Source organism: Stenotrophomonas sp. CCNWLW162, assembly GCF_037203745.1.
Taxonomy (GTDB): domain Bacteria; phylum Pseudomonadota; class Gammaproteobacteria; order Xanthomonadales; family Xanthomonadaceae; genus Stenotrophomonas; species Stenotrophomonas maltophilia_AQ.
Genome location: NZ_JBBCBL010000002.1, coordinates 74,814 through 93,159 on the forward strand (window position 1 = coordinate 74,814; position 18,346 = coordinate 93,159).

11 protein-coding genes are annotated in these 18,346 nt (G+C 67.3%); 5 read left to right on the forward strand and 6 right to left on the reverse strand.

Annotated elements, in window-relative coordinates:
- Positions 1 to 80: 80 nt before the first annotated feature.
- Positions 81 to 1,379 carry a lipid IV(A) 3-deoxy-D-manno-octulosonic acid transferase gene (waaA, locus tag V9K93_RS05400; RefSeq protein ID WP_046985259.1) on the reverse strand — a complete coding sequence of 433 codons (1,299 nt, stop codon included), beginning with the start codon at positions 1,377 to 1,379 and terminating at the stop codon, positions 81 to 83.
- Between the two features lie 59 nt (positions 1,380 to 1,438).
- On the opposite strand from waaA, the gene V9K93_RS05405 reads away from it, so the two are divergent.
- A complete protein-coding gene (locus V9K93_RS05405; protein ID WP_046985258.1) occupies positions 1,439 to 2,356 on the forward strand; it encodes an LpxL/LpxP family Kdo(2)-lipid IV(A) lauroyl/palmitoleoyl acyltransferase in 918 nt (305 codons plus the stop codon).
- 100 nt (positions 2,357 to 2,456) lie between these two features.
- On the opposite strand, the gene V9K93_RS05410 is transcribed toward V9K93_RS05405, so the two are convergent.
- From V9K93_RS05410 to V9K93_RS05420, 3 genes are read right to left on the reverse strand one after another with little or no spacing between them, the layout of a single operon-like run.
- Positions 2,457 to 3,788, reverse strand: coding sequence for an O-antigen ligase family protein (locus V9K93_RS05410; protein WP_046985257.1), 1,332 nt, complete (start codon positions 3,786 to 3,788; stop codon positions 2,457 to 2,459).
- Positions 3,769 to 4,884: a glycosyltransferase gene (locus V9K93_RS05415; RefSeq protein WP_295379140.1), complete on the reverse strand. Its 1,116-nt coding sequence runs from the start codon at positions 4,882 to 4,884 to the stop codon at positions 3,769 to 3,771. The genes V9K93_RS05410 and V9K93_RS05415 overlap by 20 nt, the downstream gene beginning before the upstream one ends.
- A gap of 15 nt (positions 4,885 to 4,899) precedes the next feature.
- Positions 4,900 to 5,097, reverse strand: coding sequence for a zinc-finger domain-containing protein (locus V9K93_RS05420; RefSeq protein WP_012512052.1), 198 nt, complete (start codon positions 5,095 to 5,097; stop codon positions 4,900 to 4,902).
- 421 nt (positions 5,098 to 5,518) lie between these two features.
- Between V9K93_RS05420 and V9K93_RS05425 the strand changes: the two genes are divergently transcribed.
- Together V9K93_RS05425 and V9K93_RS05430 are read left to right on the forward strand one after the other, a co-directional pair.
- The gene (locus V9K93_RS05425) at positions 5,519 to 8,887 is read left to right on the forward strand and encodes a GH92 family glycosyl hydrolase (RefSeq protein ID WP_337302177.1); all 3,369 of its coding nucleotides are present in this window, start codon (positions 5,519 to 5,521) and stop codon (positions 8,885 to 8,887) included.
- On the forward strand, positions 8,884 to 9,624 hold the full coding sequence (locus tag V9K93_RS05430) for a basic secretory protein-like protein (RefSeq protein WP_337302178.1): 741 nt from the start codon (positions 8,884 to 8,886) through the stop codon (positions 9,622 to 9,624). The genes V9K93_RS05425 and V9K93_RS05430 overlap by 4 nt, the downstream gene beginning before the upstream one ends.
- 495 nt (positions 9,625 to 10,119) lie before the next feature.
- On the opposite strand, the gene V9K93_RS05435 is transcribed toward V9K93_RS05430, so the two are convergent.
- Both V9K93_RS05435 and V9K93_RS05440 read right to left on the reverse strand, forming a co-directional pair.
- A complete protein-coding gene (locus V9K93_RS05435) occupies positions 10,120 to 12,411 on the reverse strand; it encodes an NADP-dependent malic enzyme (RefSeq protein WP_136638946.1) in 2,292 nt (763 codons plus the stop codon).
- 229 nt (positions 12,412 to 12,640) lie between these two features.
- Positions 12,641 to 13,984, reverse strand: a complete 1,344-nt coding sequence (locus tag V9K93_RS05440) for a dicarboxylate/amino acid:cation symporter (RefSeq protein ID WP_253078774.1) — start codon at positions 13,982 to 13,984, stop codon at positions 12,641 to 12,643.
- Positions 13,985 to 14,316: 332 nt separating this feature from the next.
- Here V9K93_RS05440 and V9K93_RS05445 point away from each other — a divergent pair, with 332 nt between their 5' ends.
- Together V9K93_RS05445 and V9K93_RS05450 are read left to right on the forward strand one after the other, a co-directional pair.
- Positions 14,317 to 15,486: an OprO/OprP family phosphate-selective porin gene (locus V9K93_RS05445; RefSeq protein ID WP_046985251.1), complete on the forward strand. Its 1,170-nt coding sequence runs from the start codon at positions 14,317 to 14,319 to the stop codon at positions 15,484 to 15,486.
- A gap of 66 nt (positions 15,487 to 15,552) precedes the next feature.
- Positions 15,553 to 18,195: a hybrid sensor histidine kinase/response regulator gene (locus V9K93_RS05450; protein WP_046985250.1), complete on the forward strand. Its 2,643-nt coding sequence runs from the start codon at positions 15,553 to 15,555 to the stop codon at positions 18,193 to 18,195.
- Positions 18,196 to 18,346 lie beyond the last annotated feature (151 nt).

Sequence of the window (18,346 nt, forward strand, 5' to 3'; positions counted from 1 at the left end):
CGACAGGAATCCAACCGCTAAGCAGAATTGATGCAGGCGTTCACGACAGCCCGGCTGCGGGCAGAGAAACTGCCCCTTGCCTATCGGCGAGGCGGCGGCAGGTGCGGCGCAACCAGCTCCAGCGTGCGCTGCAACGCGCCGCGACCATTGCTGACCAACGTGCACCCGGCACGCGCCATCTCTTCGCGCGCCTGCACGCTGTCGAGCAGATGCTGCAGCAGATCGCCAACCGCCTGCACATCCTCGCCGATCAGCAATGCACCGGCCTCACGCATGCGTCGCGAGATCTCGGCGAAGTTATGCAGGTGCGGACCGGTCACCGTCGCCGTACCCATCGCTGCCGGTTCCAACAGGTTGTGGCCGCCGATCGGCTGCAGGCTGCCACCGACGAACGCAACCTGTGCGCAGGCGTAGAACGGCATCAGCTCGCCCAGGGTATCGATGACGAACACATCGGTATCGGCCTCGGGCCACTGCTTCGCGCGACGGGTCGCCACGTTCCAGCCCTGTTCGCGGGCCAGGGCTTCCACTTTGGGGAAACGCTCGGGGTGACGCGGCGCCCACAACAGCAGCAGGCCGGGGTGCTGCTGGCGCAGGCGTCGATGCAGATCGACCACCGCTTGTTCTTCGCCGTCATGGGTACTGGCCGCGATCCACACCGGGCGCCCGGCCGGCACGCGTGCATGGAACTGTTCGACAAAGCCCTGTACCTCCGGCGTGGCGATATCGAACTTCAGATTGCCCAGCGCCTGCACCTGTTCCGGCACGGCGCCCAGCTGCACGAAGCGCTCGGCATCATCCTGCGACTGTGCGGCAACGCAGGTGACGGTGCGCAGCGCGCGGCGGATCAGTGCGGCCAGCAAACGGTAGCCTCGCAACGAACGCGCCGACAGGCGGGCATTGAGGATATAGACCGGGATGCGGCGGTCGCGGCAGCCGAACAGCATGTTCGGCCACAGTTCGGTTTCCAGGATCAGCGCCAGGCTGGGCTGGAAATGGCCAAGAAAGCGGTTGACGCTGCCCGGCACGTCGTACGGCAGGTAGACATGGTCCAGCGCATCGCCCCACAGCGCGCGCACGCGCTCCGAGCCTGTCGGAGTGATGGTGGTGATGACCCAGCGGATGTCCGGGCGCTGCTGGCGCAGGGCGTTCACCAACGGGGCGGCGGCGTTGACCTCACCCACCGACACCGCGTGCAGCCAGACCCGCGGCTGTCCGCTGGGCTGCGGGTAGGACGCGTAGCGTTCGTCCCAGCGCCGGAAGTATTCACGGACCCGGAAACCCCGCCAGACCAGGTGGTACACCGTGATCGGCAGCAGGATGTAGAGCACGGCTGAATACAGGCCGCGCAGGATCCATTCGACAGGGTCTTTACGCATGCGGCAAGGATACGGGAGCCCCCCGGGAAAGACACGCGGCCGGGTTGGTAGAATGGGGAATGTCCGATGCCTCCACCGCCGTCCGCCCGTCGCTGCGCGATCCCCGCAACTGGCCGATGTTCGCCGTCATGTTCGGCGCTTTCGCCATCGCCCGCCTGCCGTGGATGCTGCAGCGTGCGCTGGGCCGTGGCGTCGGCTGGATCAGCTGGCGCCTGCTTGGCAGCCGTCGCCGCGCCGCCGAGGTCAACCTGCAGCTGTGCTTCCCCGAGAAGGACGAAGCCTGGCGCCAGCGCCTGGTCCGCGACAGCTTCGATGCACTGGGCGTGGGCGTGTTCGAGTGCATCCGCGCCTGGTGGGGCAGCATCGACCGCATCCGCCCGCAGGTGCAGATCGAGGGTCTGGAACATCTGCGGCAGATGCAGGCCGAGGGTCGCGGCGTACTGCTGGTCTCCGGCCACTTCATGACCCTGGAGATGTGTGGCCGCCTGCTGTGCGACTACGTTGACCTGTCGGGCATGTACCGCAAGCACAAGAACCCGGTGTACGAGTGGGCGGTGAAGTTCGGCCGCCTGCGCTACGCCAAGGCGATGTACGCCAACGAAGACATCCGTGCCACGGTGCGCCACCTGAAGAAGGGCGGCTTCCTCTGGTACGCGCCGGACCAGGACATGCGCGGCAAGGACACCGTGTTCGTGCCGTTCTTCGGCCACACCGCGTCGACCATCACTGCCACCCACCAGCTGGCACGGATGACCGGCTGTGCGGTGATCCCGTATTTCCACCGCCGCGAAGGCGGGAAGTATTTCCTGAAGATCGGCGCGCCGCTGGAGAATTTCCCCAGCGAAGACGTGGAAGCCGATACCACGCGGGTCAACCAGGCCATCGAAGCGATGGTGCGCGAGGCGCCCGACCAGTACCTGTGGATCCACCGCCGTTTCAAGCGCCAGCCCGGTGGGCGGAGCGATTTCTACAAATAACCGGATGCGGTGGAATGGCCGGCGTGCTCATGGTAGTCGCCAACCTTGGTTGACACCGATGAACCGAGTCCGGTCCCGAGGAGCCAACCAAGGTTGGCAACTACTGGCTCGGCGGAGATTCATCCGATTCGCGTGCCAGCAGGCTGCCGGCGAACAATGCGGCCAGCAGCACCGTCAGGCCACCCCAGAACGCGGAATAGAACGCGAGGTGGGTGTTGAGCGGAAACACCGTGACCGCCAGCGCCAGCATTGCCGGGCGCGCTCGCTCGCGGGCGGCGGCGGGCGCGAAACGCCACGCACGCCAGGCCTGGGCGACCGCGGCCAACCACAGTAGCAGGCCGAGCACGCCGGTTTCAGCAAGGATTTCCAGCACGATCTGGTGTGCATGCAAGGCCGGAGCATTGCCCCACACCGCAGGGCCCTCCTCAGCCACGCAGTCCGGATAGGCATCGCGGAAGCCACGTGCGCCAACGCCATTGACCGGATGCGCCTCGATCATGCATGCAGCGGCTTCCCATATCCGGGCGCGACCCGACAGCGCTTCATCAACGCCTTGTCCGCCATCGTCCCAGGCCATCGCTGTGCGTGCCATGCGATCGCGCAGCTGCGGCACGCTGGCGGCCAGCGCTCCTGCTCCGAGAACAGCGACCAGGGCCAGCACCGCCAACCGCTTCCAACCGAACTGGCGCACGCCGCTGTAGGCCAGCACCAGCGCGAAAGTGATCCATGACGCGCGCGAGCCGGCCAGCAGCAGCACGCAGCCCAGTGCCACCGCTGCCAGCACCCAGCCCAGGTTGCCGAAGCGGCGCGCCACTGGCAGCAGCAGGAACGGCGACAGGCTGGCCAGCACCTGCCCGAACTTCAGGTTGCACGGACCCAGTGCGCCACTGAGGCGGTCGGCCAGCGCGGCCTCGTCGGCCGGGCACAGTGCATGGCCGCTCACGGCCAGCTTCAGGTGTTCCAGCGACCAGAACCACGGGCTGGTACCGGCGGCGGCCTGCACCAGCGCATCCAGCGTCCAGGCAGCGGTGATCAGCGCCAGCCCGCCGAAGGTCAGCCGCCGCCGTTCCGGCGTGGCCACAGCAATTGCCACCAGCCACATGAAGGGCAGATAGCGCAGGCCGGCGGCGGCCTTGGTCCACGACGCCGCCGGATCGATGGCATCGAACGCGGAGAACGCCTGCGGCAGCCAATAGCCGAGGAACAGGATCGAGGTCAGCGCCCACGCCGCCGTGCTCAACAGGTGCGGGCGGCGCTGCAGCCGACGCATGACCATGCGCGCGGCAGCATACAACGCGCCAAGTCCGAGCACGGTTTCGGCGATGCCCGGCAACGGCCACATCGCCACGTACGCCAGCACCCACCAGGGCGCCCAGCGCCCGGCGCGGTCGTCGCGCACGATGACGGCAGGATCAGCCGGCGAGGTCGGCATAGAGGCGGAGGGTATCGCGCTGCATGGCCTGCAGGGTAAACGGGATGCGGGTCGGCAAGGACGGCGGCTGCGCCAGCAGGGCCAGCGCGCGTTCACCCAGTGCGCGCGCATCACCAAGCGGCACCGCGCCGCTGGGCTGCAGCTGACGCAGTAGTTCGCCGACGCCGCCATGGTCCCAGCCCAGTACCGGGCGACCGACCGACAACGCCTCGACCACGGTGCGGCCGAACGCTTCGGGCTTGTCCGACAGCTGCAGCACCAGGTCGCTGGCGGCATAGGCCTGGGCGATGCGCGCGGTCGGCGTGCTGATCTGCACCGCATCGGCGATCCCCAGCGCCACCGCCTGCCTGCGCAGATCAGCAACGTAGGCTTCGCGGCCGGGTTCATCAGTGCCCAGCATCCACAGCTGTGCCGGCACACCGGTGGCGCGCACGTCAGCCAGCAGCTGCAGCGCGTGTGCGTGGCCCTTCAGGCGGGTACCCCGCCCTGGCAGCAGCAGCAGCGGCCCTTCAACCTGCGTCAGCCACGGGTAATCCGCGGCCAGCGCCAGCCGCGGACGGCGATCGGCACGCGCCACGCGCGGGAACTGGCCGACATCGACGCCGCGCGGAATCACCTTCAGCCTCGCTTCGGGAACCGTCGGATAGTGCCGCTGCACATAGTCGCGCACGGTGTTGGACACGCAGATCACGCGTTCTCCGCTGGTCATCACCGCGCTGTAGCGACTGGGCGAATTCAGGCCGTGCACGGTAGTCACCCAATGTGGGCGCTGTGCGGCGGGCATCGCACGGATCGCGTACAGACCCAGCCAGGCCGGCAGCCGCGAACGGGCATGCACGATATCCGCCCCGACCTCGGTGAACAGGCGACGCAGGGTCGGCAGGTGACGCAGGGTCAGCAGCGACTTGCGGCCGATATCGAGGGTGAGGTGCTCGGCACCACTATCGAGCAACGGCTGTACCAGGCGACCGCCAGCGGACACCACCAGCGCGCGATGGCCGGCAGCCACCAGCGCCGCTGCAATTTCAAGGGTCGAGCGCTCGACACCGCCGGAGTGCAGCGCCGGCAGCAACTGCACCACGGTCAATCGGCGCATCGATCGAAGGCCTGCTTAGTCGGCCAGCACGAACACGGAGCCGCAGTACGCGCACTTCGCTTCGCCGTTGGGCTCGTCTTCAATCGGCAGGTACACGCGCGGATGCGAGTTCCACAGCGCCATTTCCGGCGTCGGGCAGCTCAGCGGAAGATCGCTGCGGTGCACGGTGTAGCGCTTTTCGGCGTTGGCGGGCGCGGTGGCGGTATGGCTCATGGCGGATGTCGATGAACGGGTTGCGAGGCCTGCGATTCTAGCATCCGGGCTGCCCCGACATTGCGCCGCAACAGGTCTTTGCGCACGCCGCGGTCATTCCATGCGTCTTTGCGCTGGGCATCGAAGGGCGCCGCCCCAGGGATTTCGCCGATCGATCCGCCTGGTTGGCACTGGAAATCGTCCGACAGCGATATTTTCCGCATTTGGATCGAACTAAATGGCACTTGTCAGGCCGCGATGGCTGTTGCAGGATCGGGCCAGGTCGTAACCCGACCTGCCCAATCCGACCCGATCGCATGGCCCGCCCCCACCGGACCGGCATCGCCTCTACCACTGCCAGCCTGGCGGACGGAGCGATGCTGCCCGTGGTGTCCGCCGATGCGGGTTCTGCCTGCCGCCTGCCCCTCCGGGAGACCCTTGCATGACCCTGTCCGATCCGCGCCGCGCCCTGCTTCCGCTCGCCCTGGCCCTGGCCTGTGCGACCACTGCGATGCCGGCACTGGCACAGGGGCTGCAGACCTCCTTCGAACCCGGCGAACCGGCGCCAGTGCAGGCAGCAGGTGCGCCGCAGGTGACGATCGGCAACGGCCCCGCCGCGCCCTACACCGCCAAGCGCAACGCCGGCTACAGCGGCCTGCATGCACTGCGCTACAGCAGCGAAGGCGGTAGCGCGCGGCGCGAGCTGTTCAAGGCGGACATGACCATCGAGGCCGATACCACCCTGTCGTGGCTGGTACTGCCGGAGATCGTCGGCAAGGACACCGTGGCCTCGACCTATGTGTCGCTGGACCTGCTGCTGGACGACGGCAGCCGCGTTTCCGCCAGCGCCGCGCGTGACCAGCATGGCGTGGCCATCGGTGCGCGCGCGCAGGGCGATTCGAAGACGCTGTATCCGCAGCAGTGGGCGCGCAAGGCGGTGCGGCTGGGCGACGTGGCCACGCTGAAGGGCCGCCGCGTGGTGGCGATCGAACTGGAAGTAGCCAGTGCCGACGGTGCACCGGTCTCCGGCTGGATCGACGATGTGCGCCTCGACGCGCAGCCACGCCAGCAACCGCAGCGCGTCTCCGACTGGGTGCTGACCACCCGTGGCACCCAGGCCAACGGCACATTCTCGCGCGGCAACAATTTCCCGGCCACCGCTGTGCCGCACGGGTTCAACTTCTGGACCCCGGTGACCGATGCCGGTGCGCTTAACTGGCTGTACCGCTGGAACGAGCAGAACGACGCGCAGAACCGGCCGCAGCTGCAGGCGCTTGCGTTGAGCCACCAGCCCAGCCCGTGGATGGGCGACCGCCAGACCTTCCAGGTGATGCCCTCGGCCAGCCGTGGTGTGCCGGAGGCAGACCGCCGCAAGCGCGCACTGTCGTTCGACCGCGCTCATGAAAGTGCACGCCCGTACCGCTACGACGTGCGCTTCGACAATGGCATCGCGGCCTCGATCGCACCGACCGACCATGCCGCATTGTTCCGCTTCGACTTCCCCGCAGACGGCAATGCCAACCTGCTGTTCGACAATGTCGATGCACGTGGCGGCCTGACCCTGGACGCTGCGACGCAGACGCTGTCCGGCTACACCGATACACGCAGCGGCCTGTCCAACGGCGCCAGCCGCATGTACGTGGTAGCGAGCTTCGACAAGCCCTGGCGCAGCAGCGGCCGTCTCGCTACCGGCCGCCCCACGGGCTACATCACGTTCGACACCGGTAGCGAGCGTCGGGTGACCATGCGCATCGCCACCTCGTTGATGTCGGTGGAACAGGCGCGGCACAACCTCGCGCTGGAGATCGCCACAACCGACACGCTGGAAAGCGTGGCCGGGCGCGCCCAGGACGCATGGGACGCACGCCTGGCCCGCTTCGATATCGGCGATGCCAGCGACGACCAGAAGACCACGCTGTATTCCAGCCTGTACCGGCTCTACCTGTACCCCAACTCCGGCCACGAGAACGTGGGCAGCGCGGCGGCGCCGGACTGGCGCTACGCCAACCAGGCCAGCGCCAGCGCCAGCGCCAGCGCCAGCGCCAGCGACGACAATACCGACGGCAGCGCGACCCGCAGCTTTGCCGCCGTGCGCGATGGCAAGGTGTTCGTCAACAACGGCTTCTGGGACACCTTCCGCACCACCTGGCCGGCCTATGCGCTGTTTACTCCGGAGGATGCCGGGCAGCTGGTGCAGGGTTTCATCGAGCAGTACCGTGCCGGCGGCTGGATCGCACGCTGGTCGTCGCCGGGCTACGCCGACCTGATGGTCGGCACCAGCTCCGATGTGGCCTTCGCCGATGCATGGCTGAAGGGCATCGGTGGCTTTGACCCGGCCGAGGCCTACGCCGCCGCGCTGAAGAACGCGACGGTGGTACCGCCGGACCGTCATGTCGGGCGCAAGGGCATGGAGCGCTCGACCTTCCGTGGCTACGCCAACGCCGACGTGCACGAAGGCATGTCGTGGACGATGGAAGGTGCCCTCAACGATTTCGGCATCGCCAACATGGCCGAGACGCTGGCCAAGCGCGCGACCACGCCCGTCGCACGCGAGCGCTACGGCACCGAGGCCGACTACTTCCGTCATCGCGCCGCCAGCTACGCGACGATGTTCGACCCGGCCGTGGGCTTCTTCCAGGGCCGCAGGGCCGATGGCCGCTGGCGGGTGGACCCCAAGCACTACGACCCGCGGGTGTGGGGCCACGATTACACCGAATCCAATGGCTGGACGTTCGCCTTCACCGCCGCGCACGATGGCGAAGGCCTGGCGGCGCTGTACGGTGGCCGCGACAGGCTGGCCGCCAAGCTCGATGCGTTCTTCGCCACCCCGGAAACCGCCGATCCGGCACTGGCCGGCTCCTACGGTGGCACCATCCACGAGATGACCGAAGCGCGCGACGTGCGCATGGGCATGTACGCGCACAGCAACCAGCCGGCGCACCACATTCCATGGATGTACCTGTATGCCGGGCAGCCGTGGAAGACCCAGCAGCATGTGCGCGAGATCCTGTCGCGGCTGTATGTCGGCAGCGAGATCGGTCAGGGCTATCCGGGAGACGAGGACAACGGCGAGACTTCGGCATGGTATGTGCTGGCCTCGCTGGGCCTGTACCCGCTGCGCATGGGCGCGCCGGAGTACGTGATCGGCTCGCCTGCATTCCAGCACGCACGGGTGGAGCTGCAGGGCGGCGCGGTGCTGACCGTGAACGCGGCCAACAACTCGCGCGAGAACGTCTATGTGCAGTCGCTGAAGATCAACGGCACGCCGTGGACGAAGACCTGGGTGCCGCACGACGTGATCGCCAAGGGTGCGACGCTGGACTTCGTGATGGGACCACAGCCGTCGCGCTGGGGCAGCGGCGTGGATGACGTGCCGCGCTCGCTGACCGCACGCGGCCAGCGCCCGCAGCTGCTGCACGACCTGCTCGGCAGCGGCGCCAAGGCGACGTTGGCCGATGGCCGTGCCCTGCCCGCGCTGGTTGATGACGATGCCACCACCACGGTGGGCCTGGGCGGTGGCGCAACCATCGCGCTGACCGGCCTGACCGACGGCACCCCGACGATGTACACGTTGACCAGTGGCGACGGCAGCATCCGTGGCGGCGAATGGGCGCTGGAGGCACGCAACGGCAATGGCAGCTGGGCCGTGCTGGACCAGCGCAGCGGCGAAGACTTCGAATCCGCCCGCCAGACCCGTCCGTTCCGCATCGCCAAGCCTGGCCGCTACAGCGAGTACCGCCTGCGCCTGCTGGCACCGGGCCGACTGCCGCTGGCAGAGATCGAACTGTTGGCAGCCAGCACCGTACAATGAGCCCTATGCGCTACCGTCTGCTGCCCCTGGCCCTTGTTGCCCTGTCCTTCTCCAGCTTCGGCCAGACCCAGGCGTTCGATACGCAGCTGACCCGCGATGGCGTGACGCTGAACTACCAGGACGCCCGTGGCGCCCTGGCCGCGCCGCAGCGCAAGCGCCTGATCGACACGTTCTACTTCGCCTACCTGCGTGAGCGCGCGGACTTCCGTCCGGCGGCGCCATCGATGGTCCGCATCGTGATCGATCCTGCCTACACCGGCATCGCCTTCGTCGGCGACAAGGACCAGGCGGCGACCATCACCATCAATCCGGGCTGGCTGGCACAGCATCCCAACGACATTGACCTGGTCACCCACGAAGCGATGCACATCGTGCAGGGCTATCCCGGCTACGGTGATGCGCGGGTGCCGGGCTGGCTGGTGGAAGGCATTGCCGACTATGCGCGTGATCGCTACGGCATGGACAACGCGGCCACCGGATGGACGCTGCCCGGCAAGGTCGAAAAGGGGCAAAACTTCGACAGCGGCTACCGGGTCACCGGCGCCTTCCTGAAGTGGGCCGAGGCCGAGCATCCGGGCCTGGTGCTGGCGCTGGACAAAGCCCTGCGCGATGGCCGCTACACGCCTGCGCTGTGGCAGAAGCAGACCGGCAAGCTGTTGCCGGCACTATGGGCGCAGTACGCCAAGCCGCGCTCGGATGCGCCGCCGCCGCCGCCAACACGCCGCGGCAAGCGCTGACGGATAGCGCCGGGCCATGCCCGGCGGAATGCAGAGCGCCGCGCTGCGCGCTCGCCAGGCATGGCCCGGCGCTACCCGATCTCACAACCCTCGTGGTCGCTACATCGTGGCCGGCCAACGCCTCAGCGCGACTGCACGAAGCCGGCGTACAGCGCGAACAGCTGCCGGAAATAACGACGCGTCACTCGATTGCGCATGGCACCCTCGCCAATGGAAAGTTGGTCGGGCCCAGGGCAGGAAGGCCGGTCCGGTCCCTTCCCGCGGCCGGGCCACGTGGGCGTATTGGACCGTAGTGGCGTTGCAGGGTAATGACCGGGTTGCGTAGCGCGTGTGGCACAGGCCGGCGGGCGGTAGAGCCGGCCGCTGGCCGGCTGTCGTCGTACCTGGACTTCATTGGGGTTGCCGGCCAGCGGCCGGCACTACCCGTTTCCGCTTTGCTGAAACAGAAACGCGCCCCGGGGGGCGCGCTTCTGCAGCCGGAATCGGAAAGAAGGCTTACGCCTTCTTTTCCGCTTCGAGCTGCTTGCGGATCTGCGCATCGACCGCGGCAATCGCGGTCATGTTCAGGATCCGGCGCGAGGTCGCGCTGGTGGTCAGGATGTGCACCGGCTTGTTCACGCCCATCAGGATCGGGCCGATCGCCACGCCGTCGGTGAACACGCGCACCAGGTTGTAGGCGATGTTGGCCGCTTCCAGGTTCGGCAACACGAACAGGTTGGCACGGCCCTGCAGGGTCGAACCCGGCAGCAGTTTCTGGCGCAGCGCTTCATCCCATGCGGTGTCGCCCTGCATCTCGCCATCCACGTTCAGACGCGGGTTGCGCTTGAGCAGCAGCTCGCGCACCTGGCGCATCTTCAGCGCATCCTTCGAGTCGTGGCTGCCGAAGTTGGAGTGCGACAGCAGCGCCACCTTCGGTTCCACGCCGAACAGCTTCATGCGGTAGGCGGCCTGCAGGGTCGCTTCGCACAGCTGCTCGGCAGTCGGGTCTTCCTGCACGTGCGTATCGACGAAGAAGAACACGCCCTGCTGGTTGATCACGCCAGTCATCGCCGAGGTCGAGGTGACCTTCGGCTCCAGCGGCAGCACGCTGCGCACGTAACCCAGCTTCTTGTGGAAACGGCCGACGATGCCGGTCAGCATCGCGTCGGCCTCACCACGGGCCACCATCACCGCCGCGATCAGGGTCGGACGCGAACGCATCAGGTTCTTCGCCGCGGCCACGGTCACGCCACGACGGCCGGTCAGGCCGTGGTAGTACTGCCAGTACTCGTTGAAGCGCGGGTCGTCATTGATGTTGGTGACTTCAATGTTCTCGCCGATCTTCAAGCGCAGGCCCAGACGCTCGATGCGCGACTCGATCACTTCCGGGCGACCGATCAGGATCGGATGCGCCAGGCCGTCATCGACCACGTTCTGCACCGCCTGCAGCACCACCTCCTCTTCGCCTTCGGCGTAGACCACGCGCTGCTTGTCACTGCGTGCGCGGTCGTAGACCGGCTTCATCATCAGGCTGGTGCGGTAGACGAACTGGGCCAGCTTGTCGCGGTAGGCGCCCATGTCGGCGATCGGACGGGCGGCCACGCCCGAATCCATCGCAGCCTGGGCCACCGCAGCCGACAGCTCCACCAGCAGGCGGCGGTCGAACGGGCGCGGAATCAGGTATTCGCGGCCGAAGCTCGGGGTCTCGCCGCCATAGGCCGAACCCATGTCGGTGGCCGCACGACGCGCCAGCGCGGCGATCGCGCGCACGCAGGCGATCTTCATTTCCTCGTTGATCGCGGTCGCGCCCACGTCCAGCGCACCACGGAACAGGTACGGGAAGCACAGCACGTTGTTGACCTGGTTCGGGTAGTCCGAACGGCCGGTACCGATGATCGCGTCCGGGCGCGCCGCGCGCGCCAGTTCCGGCATGATTTCCGGGGTCGGGTTGGCCAGCGCGAAGATCACCGGATCCGGCGCCATCGTCTTGACCATGTCGGCGGTCAGGATGCCCGGCGCCGACAGGCCCAGGAAGATGTCCGCACCGGCGACGATCTCGGCCAGGGTGCGCTTGTCGGTGTCGCGCGCATAACGCTGCTTTTCCGGGTCCAGATCGGTACGGCCGGTGTGGATCACGCCCTCGCGGTCGAAGGCCAGGATGTTTTCCGGCTTCAGGCCCAGCTGTACCAGCATGTTCACACAGGAAATGCCAGCCGCGCCCATGCCCGTGGTCGCCAGCTTCACTTCCTCGATCTTCTTGCCGGTGATCGCCATGGCGTTGAGCACCGCCGCACCGACGATGATCGCCGTGCCGTGCTGGTCGTCATGGAACACCGGGATCTTCATGCGCTCGCGCAGCTTGCGCTCGACGATGAAGCACTCCGGTGCCTTGATGTCTTCCAGGTTGATGCCGCCGAAGGTCGGTTCCAGCGAGGCGATGATGTCGACCAGCTTGTCCGGGTCGGTTTCATCCACTTCGATGTCGAACACATCGATGCCGGCGAACTTCTGGAACAGCACGCCCTTGCCTTCCATCACCGGCTTGCCGGCCAGTGCGCCGATGTTGCCCAGGCCCAGCACCGCGGTGCCGTTGGAGATCACCGCCACCAGGTTGCCGCGCGCGGTCAGCTCGCTGGCCTGCTGCGGGTCGGCCTTGATCGCTTCACAGGCATATGCCACGCCCGGCGAATACGCCAGCGACAGGTCGCGCTGGGTCAGCATGGGCTTGGTAGCGGAAACCTTGATCTTGCCCGGCGGGGACATCCGGTGGTAATCGAGGGCGGCCTGTTTGAAATCTTCGTTGGACATCGATGTGGGTTACATGAATGGGCAGAAGGGACAGGGGATCATACCCCCGTTGGAGCGCTCGGACCTGTCGCTACCCTGTCGCAGTCATGCTGCGACCGCACAATTCCGGGGCGTATGCGACGGCCTGAAGGGACAGCTTCGGCGCTGGCCATGACAGCCATGGGACGCCTTGAAACGCTGCGGGGCCGTACCACTGTCGTGATCGGCCCCGCAGTACCACACACCTGGATCAGCCCTTGGCCGGCAGTGCCTCGGGCACCGCGTCGATCGGCGGCGGCAGCTCGCTCTCGCGGCCGTCCAGCGCCAGCTGCAGGCGGTTGCGGTCCAGCGCGCCTTCCCAGCGCGAGACCACCACGGTGGCCACGGCGTTGCCGATGAAGTTGGTCAGCGAGCGGCACTCGCTCATGAAGCGATCCACGCCGAGGATCAGTGCCATGCCGGCCACCGGCACTTCCGGCACCACCGCCAGCGTAGCGGCCAGGGTGATGAAGCCGGCACCGGTGACACCCGCTGCGCCCTTGGAGCTGAGCATGGCGACCAGCAGCAGGGCGATCTGGTGGCCCAGGGTCAGTTCGGTATTGGTGGCCTGGGCGATGAACAGCGCGGCCAGGGTCATGTAGATGTTGGTGCCGTCCAGGTTGAACGAGTAGCCGGTGGGAACCACCAGGCCGACCACCGACTTGCTGCAGCCGGCGCGTTCCATCTTCTCCATCAGCGACGGCAGCGCCGACTCCGACGAGGACGTGCCCAGCACCAGCAGCAGTTCGGCCTTCAGGTAGCGCGCCAGCTTGAACACCGAGAACCCGCACAGGCGGCAGACCACGCCCAGGATCACCGCTACGAACAGGAACGCGGTGAGGTAGAACGAGCCGACCAGCCAGGCCAGGTTGACCAGCGAACCGACGCCGTACTTGCCAATGGTGAAGGCAATCGCACCGAAGGCACCGATCGGCGCGGCCTTCATCAGGATGTGCACCAGCTTGAACACCGGGGCGACCAGCGCCTCCAGGAAGCTCAGGATCGGCTTGCCTTTCTCGCCCACCGATGCCAGGGCGATGCCAAACAGCACCGCGATGAACAGCACCTGCAGGATGTTGCCATCGACGAAGGCGCTCACCAGCGTCTTCGGAATGATGTCCATCAGGAAGCCGACCAGGGTCAGGTCGTGCGACTTCTCGACGTAGCTGTGCACCGCGGTCTGGTCGAGCTCGGCCGGGTTGATGTTCATGCCGGCGCCCGGCTGCACCACATGCGCCACGATCATGCCGACGATCAGCGCCAGCGTGGAGAAGAACAGGAAGTACGCCATCGCCTTGGCGAATACGCGGCCCACCGTGCGCAGGTGGGTCATGCTGGCGATGCCGGTGACGATGGTCAGGAAGATCACCGGCGCGATGATCATCTTCACCAGATTGATGAAGGCATCGCCGAGCGGCTTCATCTTCTCGCCAACCAGCGGTTCGTAGTGGCCGAGGATGGCGCCCAGGACGATCGCCACGATCACCTGGAAGTACAGCTGGCGATAGATCGGCAACGGCTTTGCAGGCGCCGGGGCTGCGGTCGGGATGTGCATGGCGGACTCCGGAAGGGGCGTTTTCAGGCACGTACGGCCCCAGCACTGCACGGGAACCGTTACCGTGGAAACTGCTCGCAGGCCCTGTGCTGCACGCGCAGGGGGTGCGACCAATGGACGCCTTTGTACGCGCCGGGCACGCCGGCGCAGATAACCTATTGGTACTAGCCCCCCGGTTCAGGTGGCAGCGGTGCCTACACTGGCGCCGCACCGCCCGATCACGGGGAGGCCGGTGGCCCGAGCTGAACGGCCGGGCGCGTCATTGCGAAAGTTCCGGCCCTTGCGGCCGTTGTTGTCCTGTCCACACGCAATCTGAGAGAGCCGCACACAACATGCGCCCGATTCCCACCTTGCTGGCCTTGTCGCTGGCCGCCCTTCCCGCCTTCGCTTCGGCTGCCGATTTCGACAACTGGCCGACCAAGTACGCCTTCGGCGACGGCACCGAGCTGGCGGCCACCGCCAACATCGCCTACGACTACAACGATTTCTCCTCGGGCAGCGGCCTTGAGGATGACGATGCCGTGCGCCGCAAGGAATTCGGTGCAACGCTGAAGAAGAAGGGCGTCTACGACGCGATGGTCTACTACGACTTCCAGGCCGACACCTGGCTGGACGTATTCGTGCGCTTCGAGAGCAAGGCCTTCTTCGGCCGCGACATCGGCCGCTTCCGCTTCGGCTACATGAAGACCCCGGTCGGCCTGGATGCGAATACCTCCTCGCGCGCCGGCAGCTTCCTGGAAACCGCGCTGCCCGTGCAGGCCTTCTACGCAGGCCGTCGTACCGGCGTGGAATGGGTGCTGGAACGCCCGCAGTACCTGTTGCAGGCCGGCGCCTATGGCGGCAAGGACCTGCAGGGTGACAACCCCGGCACCACCCAGGCGGTGCGTGCGGTGTGGACCCCGGTGAAGGCACCTGGTGACGTAATCCACCTGGGCCTGGCCTATTCGCAGGAAAATCCGCGTGGTTACAGCGATGGCCGCGACGTCCACCACGAAGCCAGCGCACGCCTGCGTGCCCGCCCGGAAGCCGGCCTGACCGATATCCGCTTCGTCGATTCCGGCGCGCTGGTCACCGCCGACCAGATCCGGCGCACCGGCCTGGAAGGCGTCTGGATCCGCGGCCCATTCTCGCTGCAGGCCGAAGCCCTGCGCGCCACGGTCACCCGCAATGACGGCAAGCCCGACTACACCGGCAGCGGCCAGTACGCGATGGCCAGCTGGGTGCTGACCGGCGAATCGCGCCCGTACAACGCCGGTGCGGTGGCCAACATCAAGCCGGCCCACGACTACGGCGCGGTGGAACTGGTGGCCCGCTACAGCCGCCTCGACCTCGACGACGGCAGCATCCTCGGCGGCCGCCAGCACGACCTGACCCTGGGCGCGAACTGGTACCTGACCAGCCATTTCAAGTTCCAGGCCAACTACGTGAAGGTCGACGCCAGCCGTCGTGGCGTGCACAGCACGCCGGAGATCTTCGAACTGCGCGCGCAGATGCACTTCTGACCCCTTCCACGTCAGACCCCGGCGGGCGTGCACGTCACGCCCGCCGGCCCTGCGTAGACTGCCGCCATGTACTGGCTCAGCCGCCACCGGATGCTGTTGCTCACCCTGCTGGTCATGGTCGGCGGCACCGTGCTGTGCGCCGTCGCCGCCGGCCACTACGCCTGGCGACGCGCCCTCGGCGACGAGAGCAGCCAGGTGCAACGCCAGCTTCAGCTTTACGGCCAGGGGCTGCAGCAGCGTATCGACCGATTCGGCACGTTGCCGCAGGTGCTGGCGCTCGATCCGGATCTTCTGCACGCACTACGCGTGCCACCCTCGCCCACCGAACGGCAGCGGCTGAACCTCAAGCTGCAACGTGCCAATGAAGTCACCCGCGCTTCCACCCTGACTCTGGTCGGTCACGATGGCGTGGCCGTGGCGGCGAGCAACTGGGACCAGCCGACCACCAACGTCGGCGAGAACTACAGCTACCGCCCCTACTACCGCCAGGCACTGGCCCAGGGCCGTGGCCGCTTCTACGGGATCGGCATGACCACCGGCGTGCCCGGCTACTACCTGTCGCAGGCCATCGAGGAAGACGGCAAGCGACTGGGCGTAGTGGTGATCAAGGTCGAGCTGTCCGCACTGGAACAGGAATGGCTGAGCAGCCCGGACGTGGTGCTGGCCAGTGACGACCACGACGTGGTGTTCCTGGCCAACCGTGACAGCTGGCGCTACAGGCTGCTGCGCCCGCTGGGCGCCGATGAGCGCCGCGAGATGCTGGATGCGCGCCAGTACGCCGACCGTGCCCTGCAGCCACTGCGCGCACGCACTGAAGACGTGCTGGCCGACGGTGGCCGCATGGTGCGCCTGCTGGATCCTGTACTGCCGCAGCCGATGCTGTGGCAGAGCCTGCCGCTGCCAGCCGAGAACTGGAACCTGCACCTGCTGCACGATGCCAGTGCCGCCACTGCAGCCGGGCGAGCCGCGGCCCTGACCGGTGGCGCAGCGTGGCTGGCACTGGGCTTCCTGGTGCTGTTCGTGCAGCAGCGGCGGCGCCTGGCCAAGCATCGACTGCGCAGCCGCCGCGAACTGGAAACCCTGCTCAAGCAGCACGCACAGGAACTGCGCACCGCACAGGATGGCCTGCTGCAGGCGGCCACCGACGCCGACAGCGGACTCAGCCGCAGCCTCGAACACCTGCCGCAGGGCGTGGTGGTGATCGATCGCGAGTTGCGCCTGGTTGCCTGGAATTCGCGCTATCTGGAACTGTTCCGCTTCCCGCTGGACCTGGTACGCGTGGGCCGGCCGATCGAAGAGCTGTTCCGCTTCAACGCCCGCCGTGGCCTGCTCGGTCCCGGCCCGGTCGACGAGGCCATCGAGCGCCGCCTGAACCACCTGCGCAGTGGCCGCCCGCACATGCGCGAGAGCGAGAAGGATGACGGCACGGTGCTGGAAATCCGCGGCAATCCGCTGCCTGACGGCGGCTTCGTCACCAGCTACGCCGACATCACCAGCTACAAGAATGCCGCGCGCGAACTGCGCTCGCTGGCCGATGCACTGGAACATCGGATTGCCGAGCGCACCCGTGACCTGGACGAAGCACGCCGCGAGGCCGAACAGGCCAACCGCTACAAGACCCGCTTCGTCGCCTCGGCCGTGCACGACCTGCTGCAACCGCTCAATGCCGCGCGCATGTTCGTTTCGGTGCTGCGCGGCAAGCTGAGTGACCCGGTGCAGCAGCAGACCAGCGACCACATCGACGCTGCACTGGCCGCGCAGGATGCGATCCTCAACAGCCTGCTGGATATCGCCCGGCTGGAATCGGGCAGCCTGCCGACCCGTGTACAGGCCTTCCGGCTCGGGCCGCTGCTGCAGACGCTCGCACGCGAATTCGGCATCGCCGCACAGTCGCGTGGGCTGGTGGTCGACTGGATCGATACCAATGCCGTAGTGGTCAGCGATGAGGCACTGCTGCGCCGCATCCTGCAGAATTTCCTGTCCAATGCACTGCGCTACAGCGAGCGCGGCCGCGTGCTGCTGGGCTGCCGACGCCGCGAAGGGCTGCTGTGGATCGAAGTGCACGACCAGGGTCCTGGTATTCCGGACGCGTTGCAGGGCGAGATCTTCGAGGAATTCCGCCGCCTGCATGATGGCCAGCAACGCGGTGCCGGCCTCGGCCTGGCGATCGTCGACCGTATCGGCCGCCTGCTCGGCCATCCGATCCGGCTGCGCTCGCAGCTGGGCCAGGGCAGCGTGTTCGCGGTGGGCGTGCCATTCGGCGAGGCCAGCGCGATTCCAGCCACTGCACCACCTCCGGTGCTGGTGCAGGAGCCTGCTGCGGACAATCCCCTGCGCGGGTGCCGGGTGTGGGTGATCGACGACGACCCGCACGTGTGTGCAGCCAGCCGCGCGTTGCTGGAGCGCTGGGGCTGCGAGGTGGTGCTGGCCGACGGCCCGCAGGCCGCGCTGCAGCTGGCCACCGCCGGAACAGTGCCGGAGCTGGTGCTGCTGGATGTACGCATGGGCGACCACCATGGACCGGTGCTGTACGAGACATTGGCAGAGCTGTGGCAGGCCCGTCCGCCGGTGGTGCTGGTCACCGCCGAACGCGATGCGGGATTGCGTGAGATGGCCGCCGAACGTGGCTGGGGAATGATGGCCAAGCCGGTGAAGCCGCCGGCGCTGCGGGCGCTGATGAGTCAGTTGCTGGTGCGGCATCGCGGGTGATTCCAGCCAACGGCGCAGCCCCTCGTGGGTGGTGTCTGGTTGGTCGTGGAAAGCAAAAGCCGTGGGTGGGCCGCTTTTTTTTGTAGAGCCGAGCCCACGCTCGGCTGCTTTGGGCGGGTCCGCGAAGCCGAGCATCGGCTCCGCTCTACAC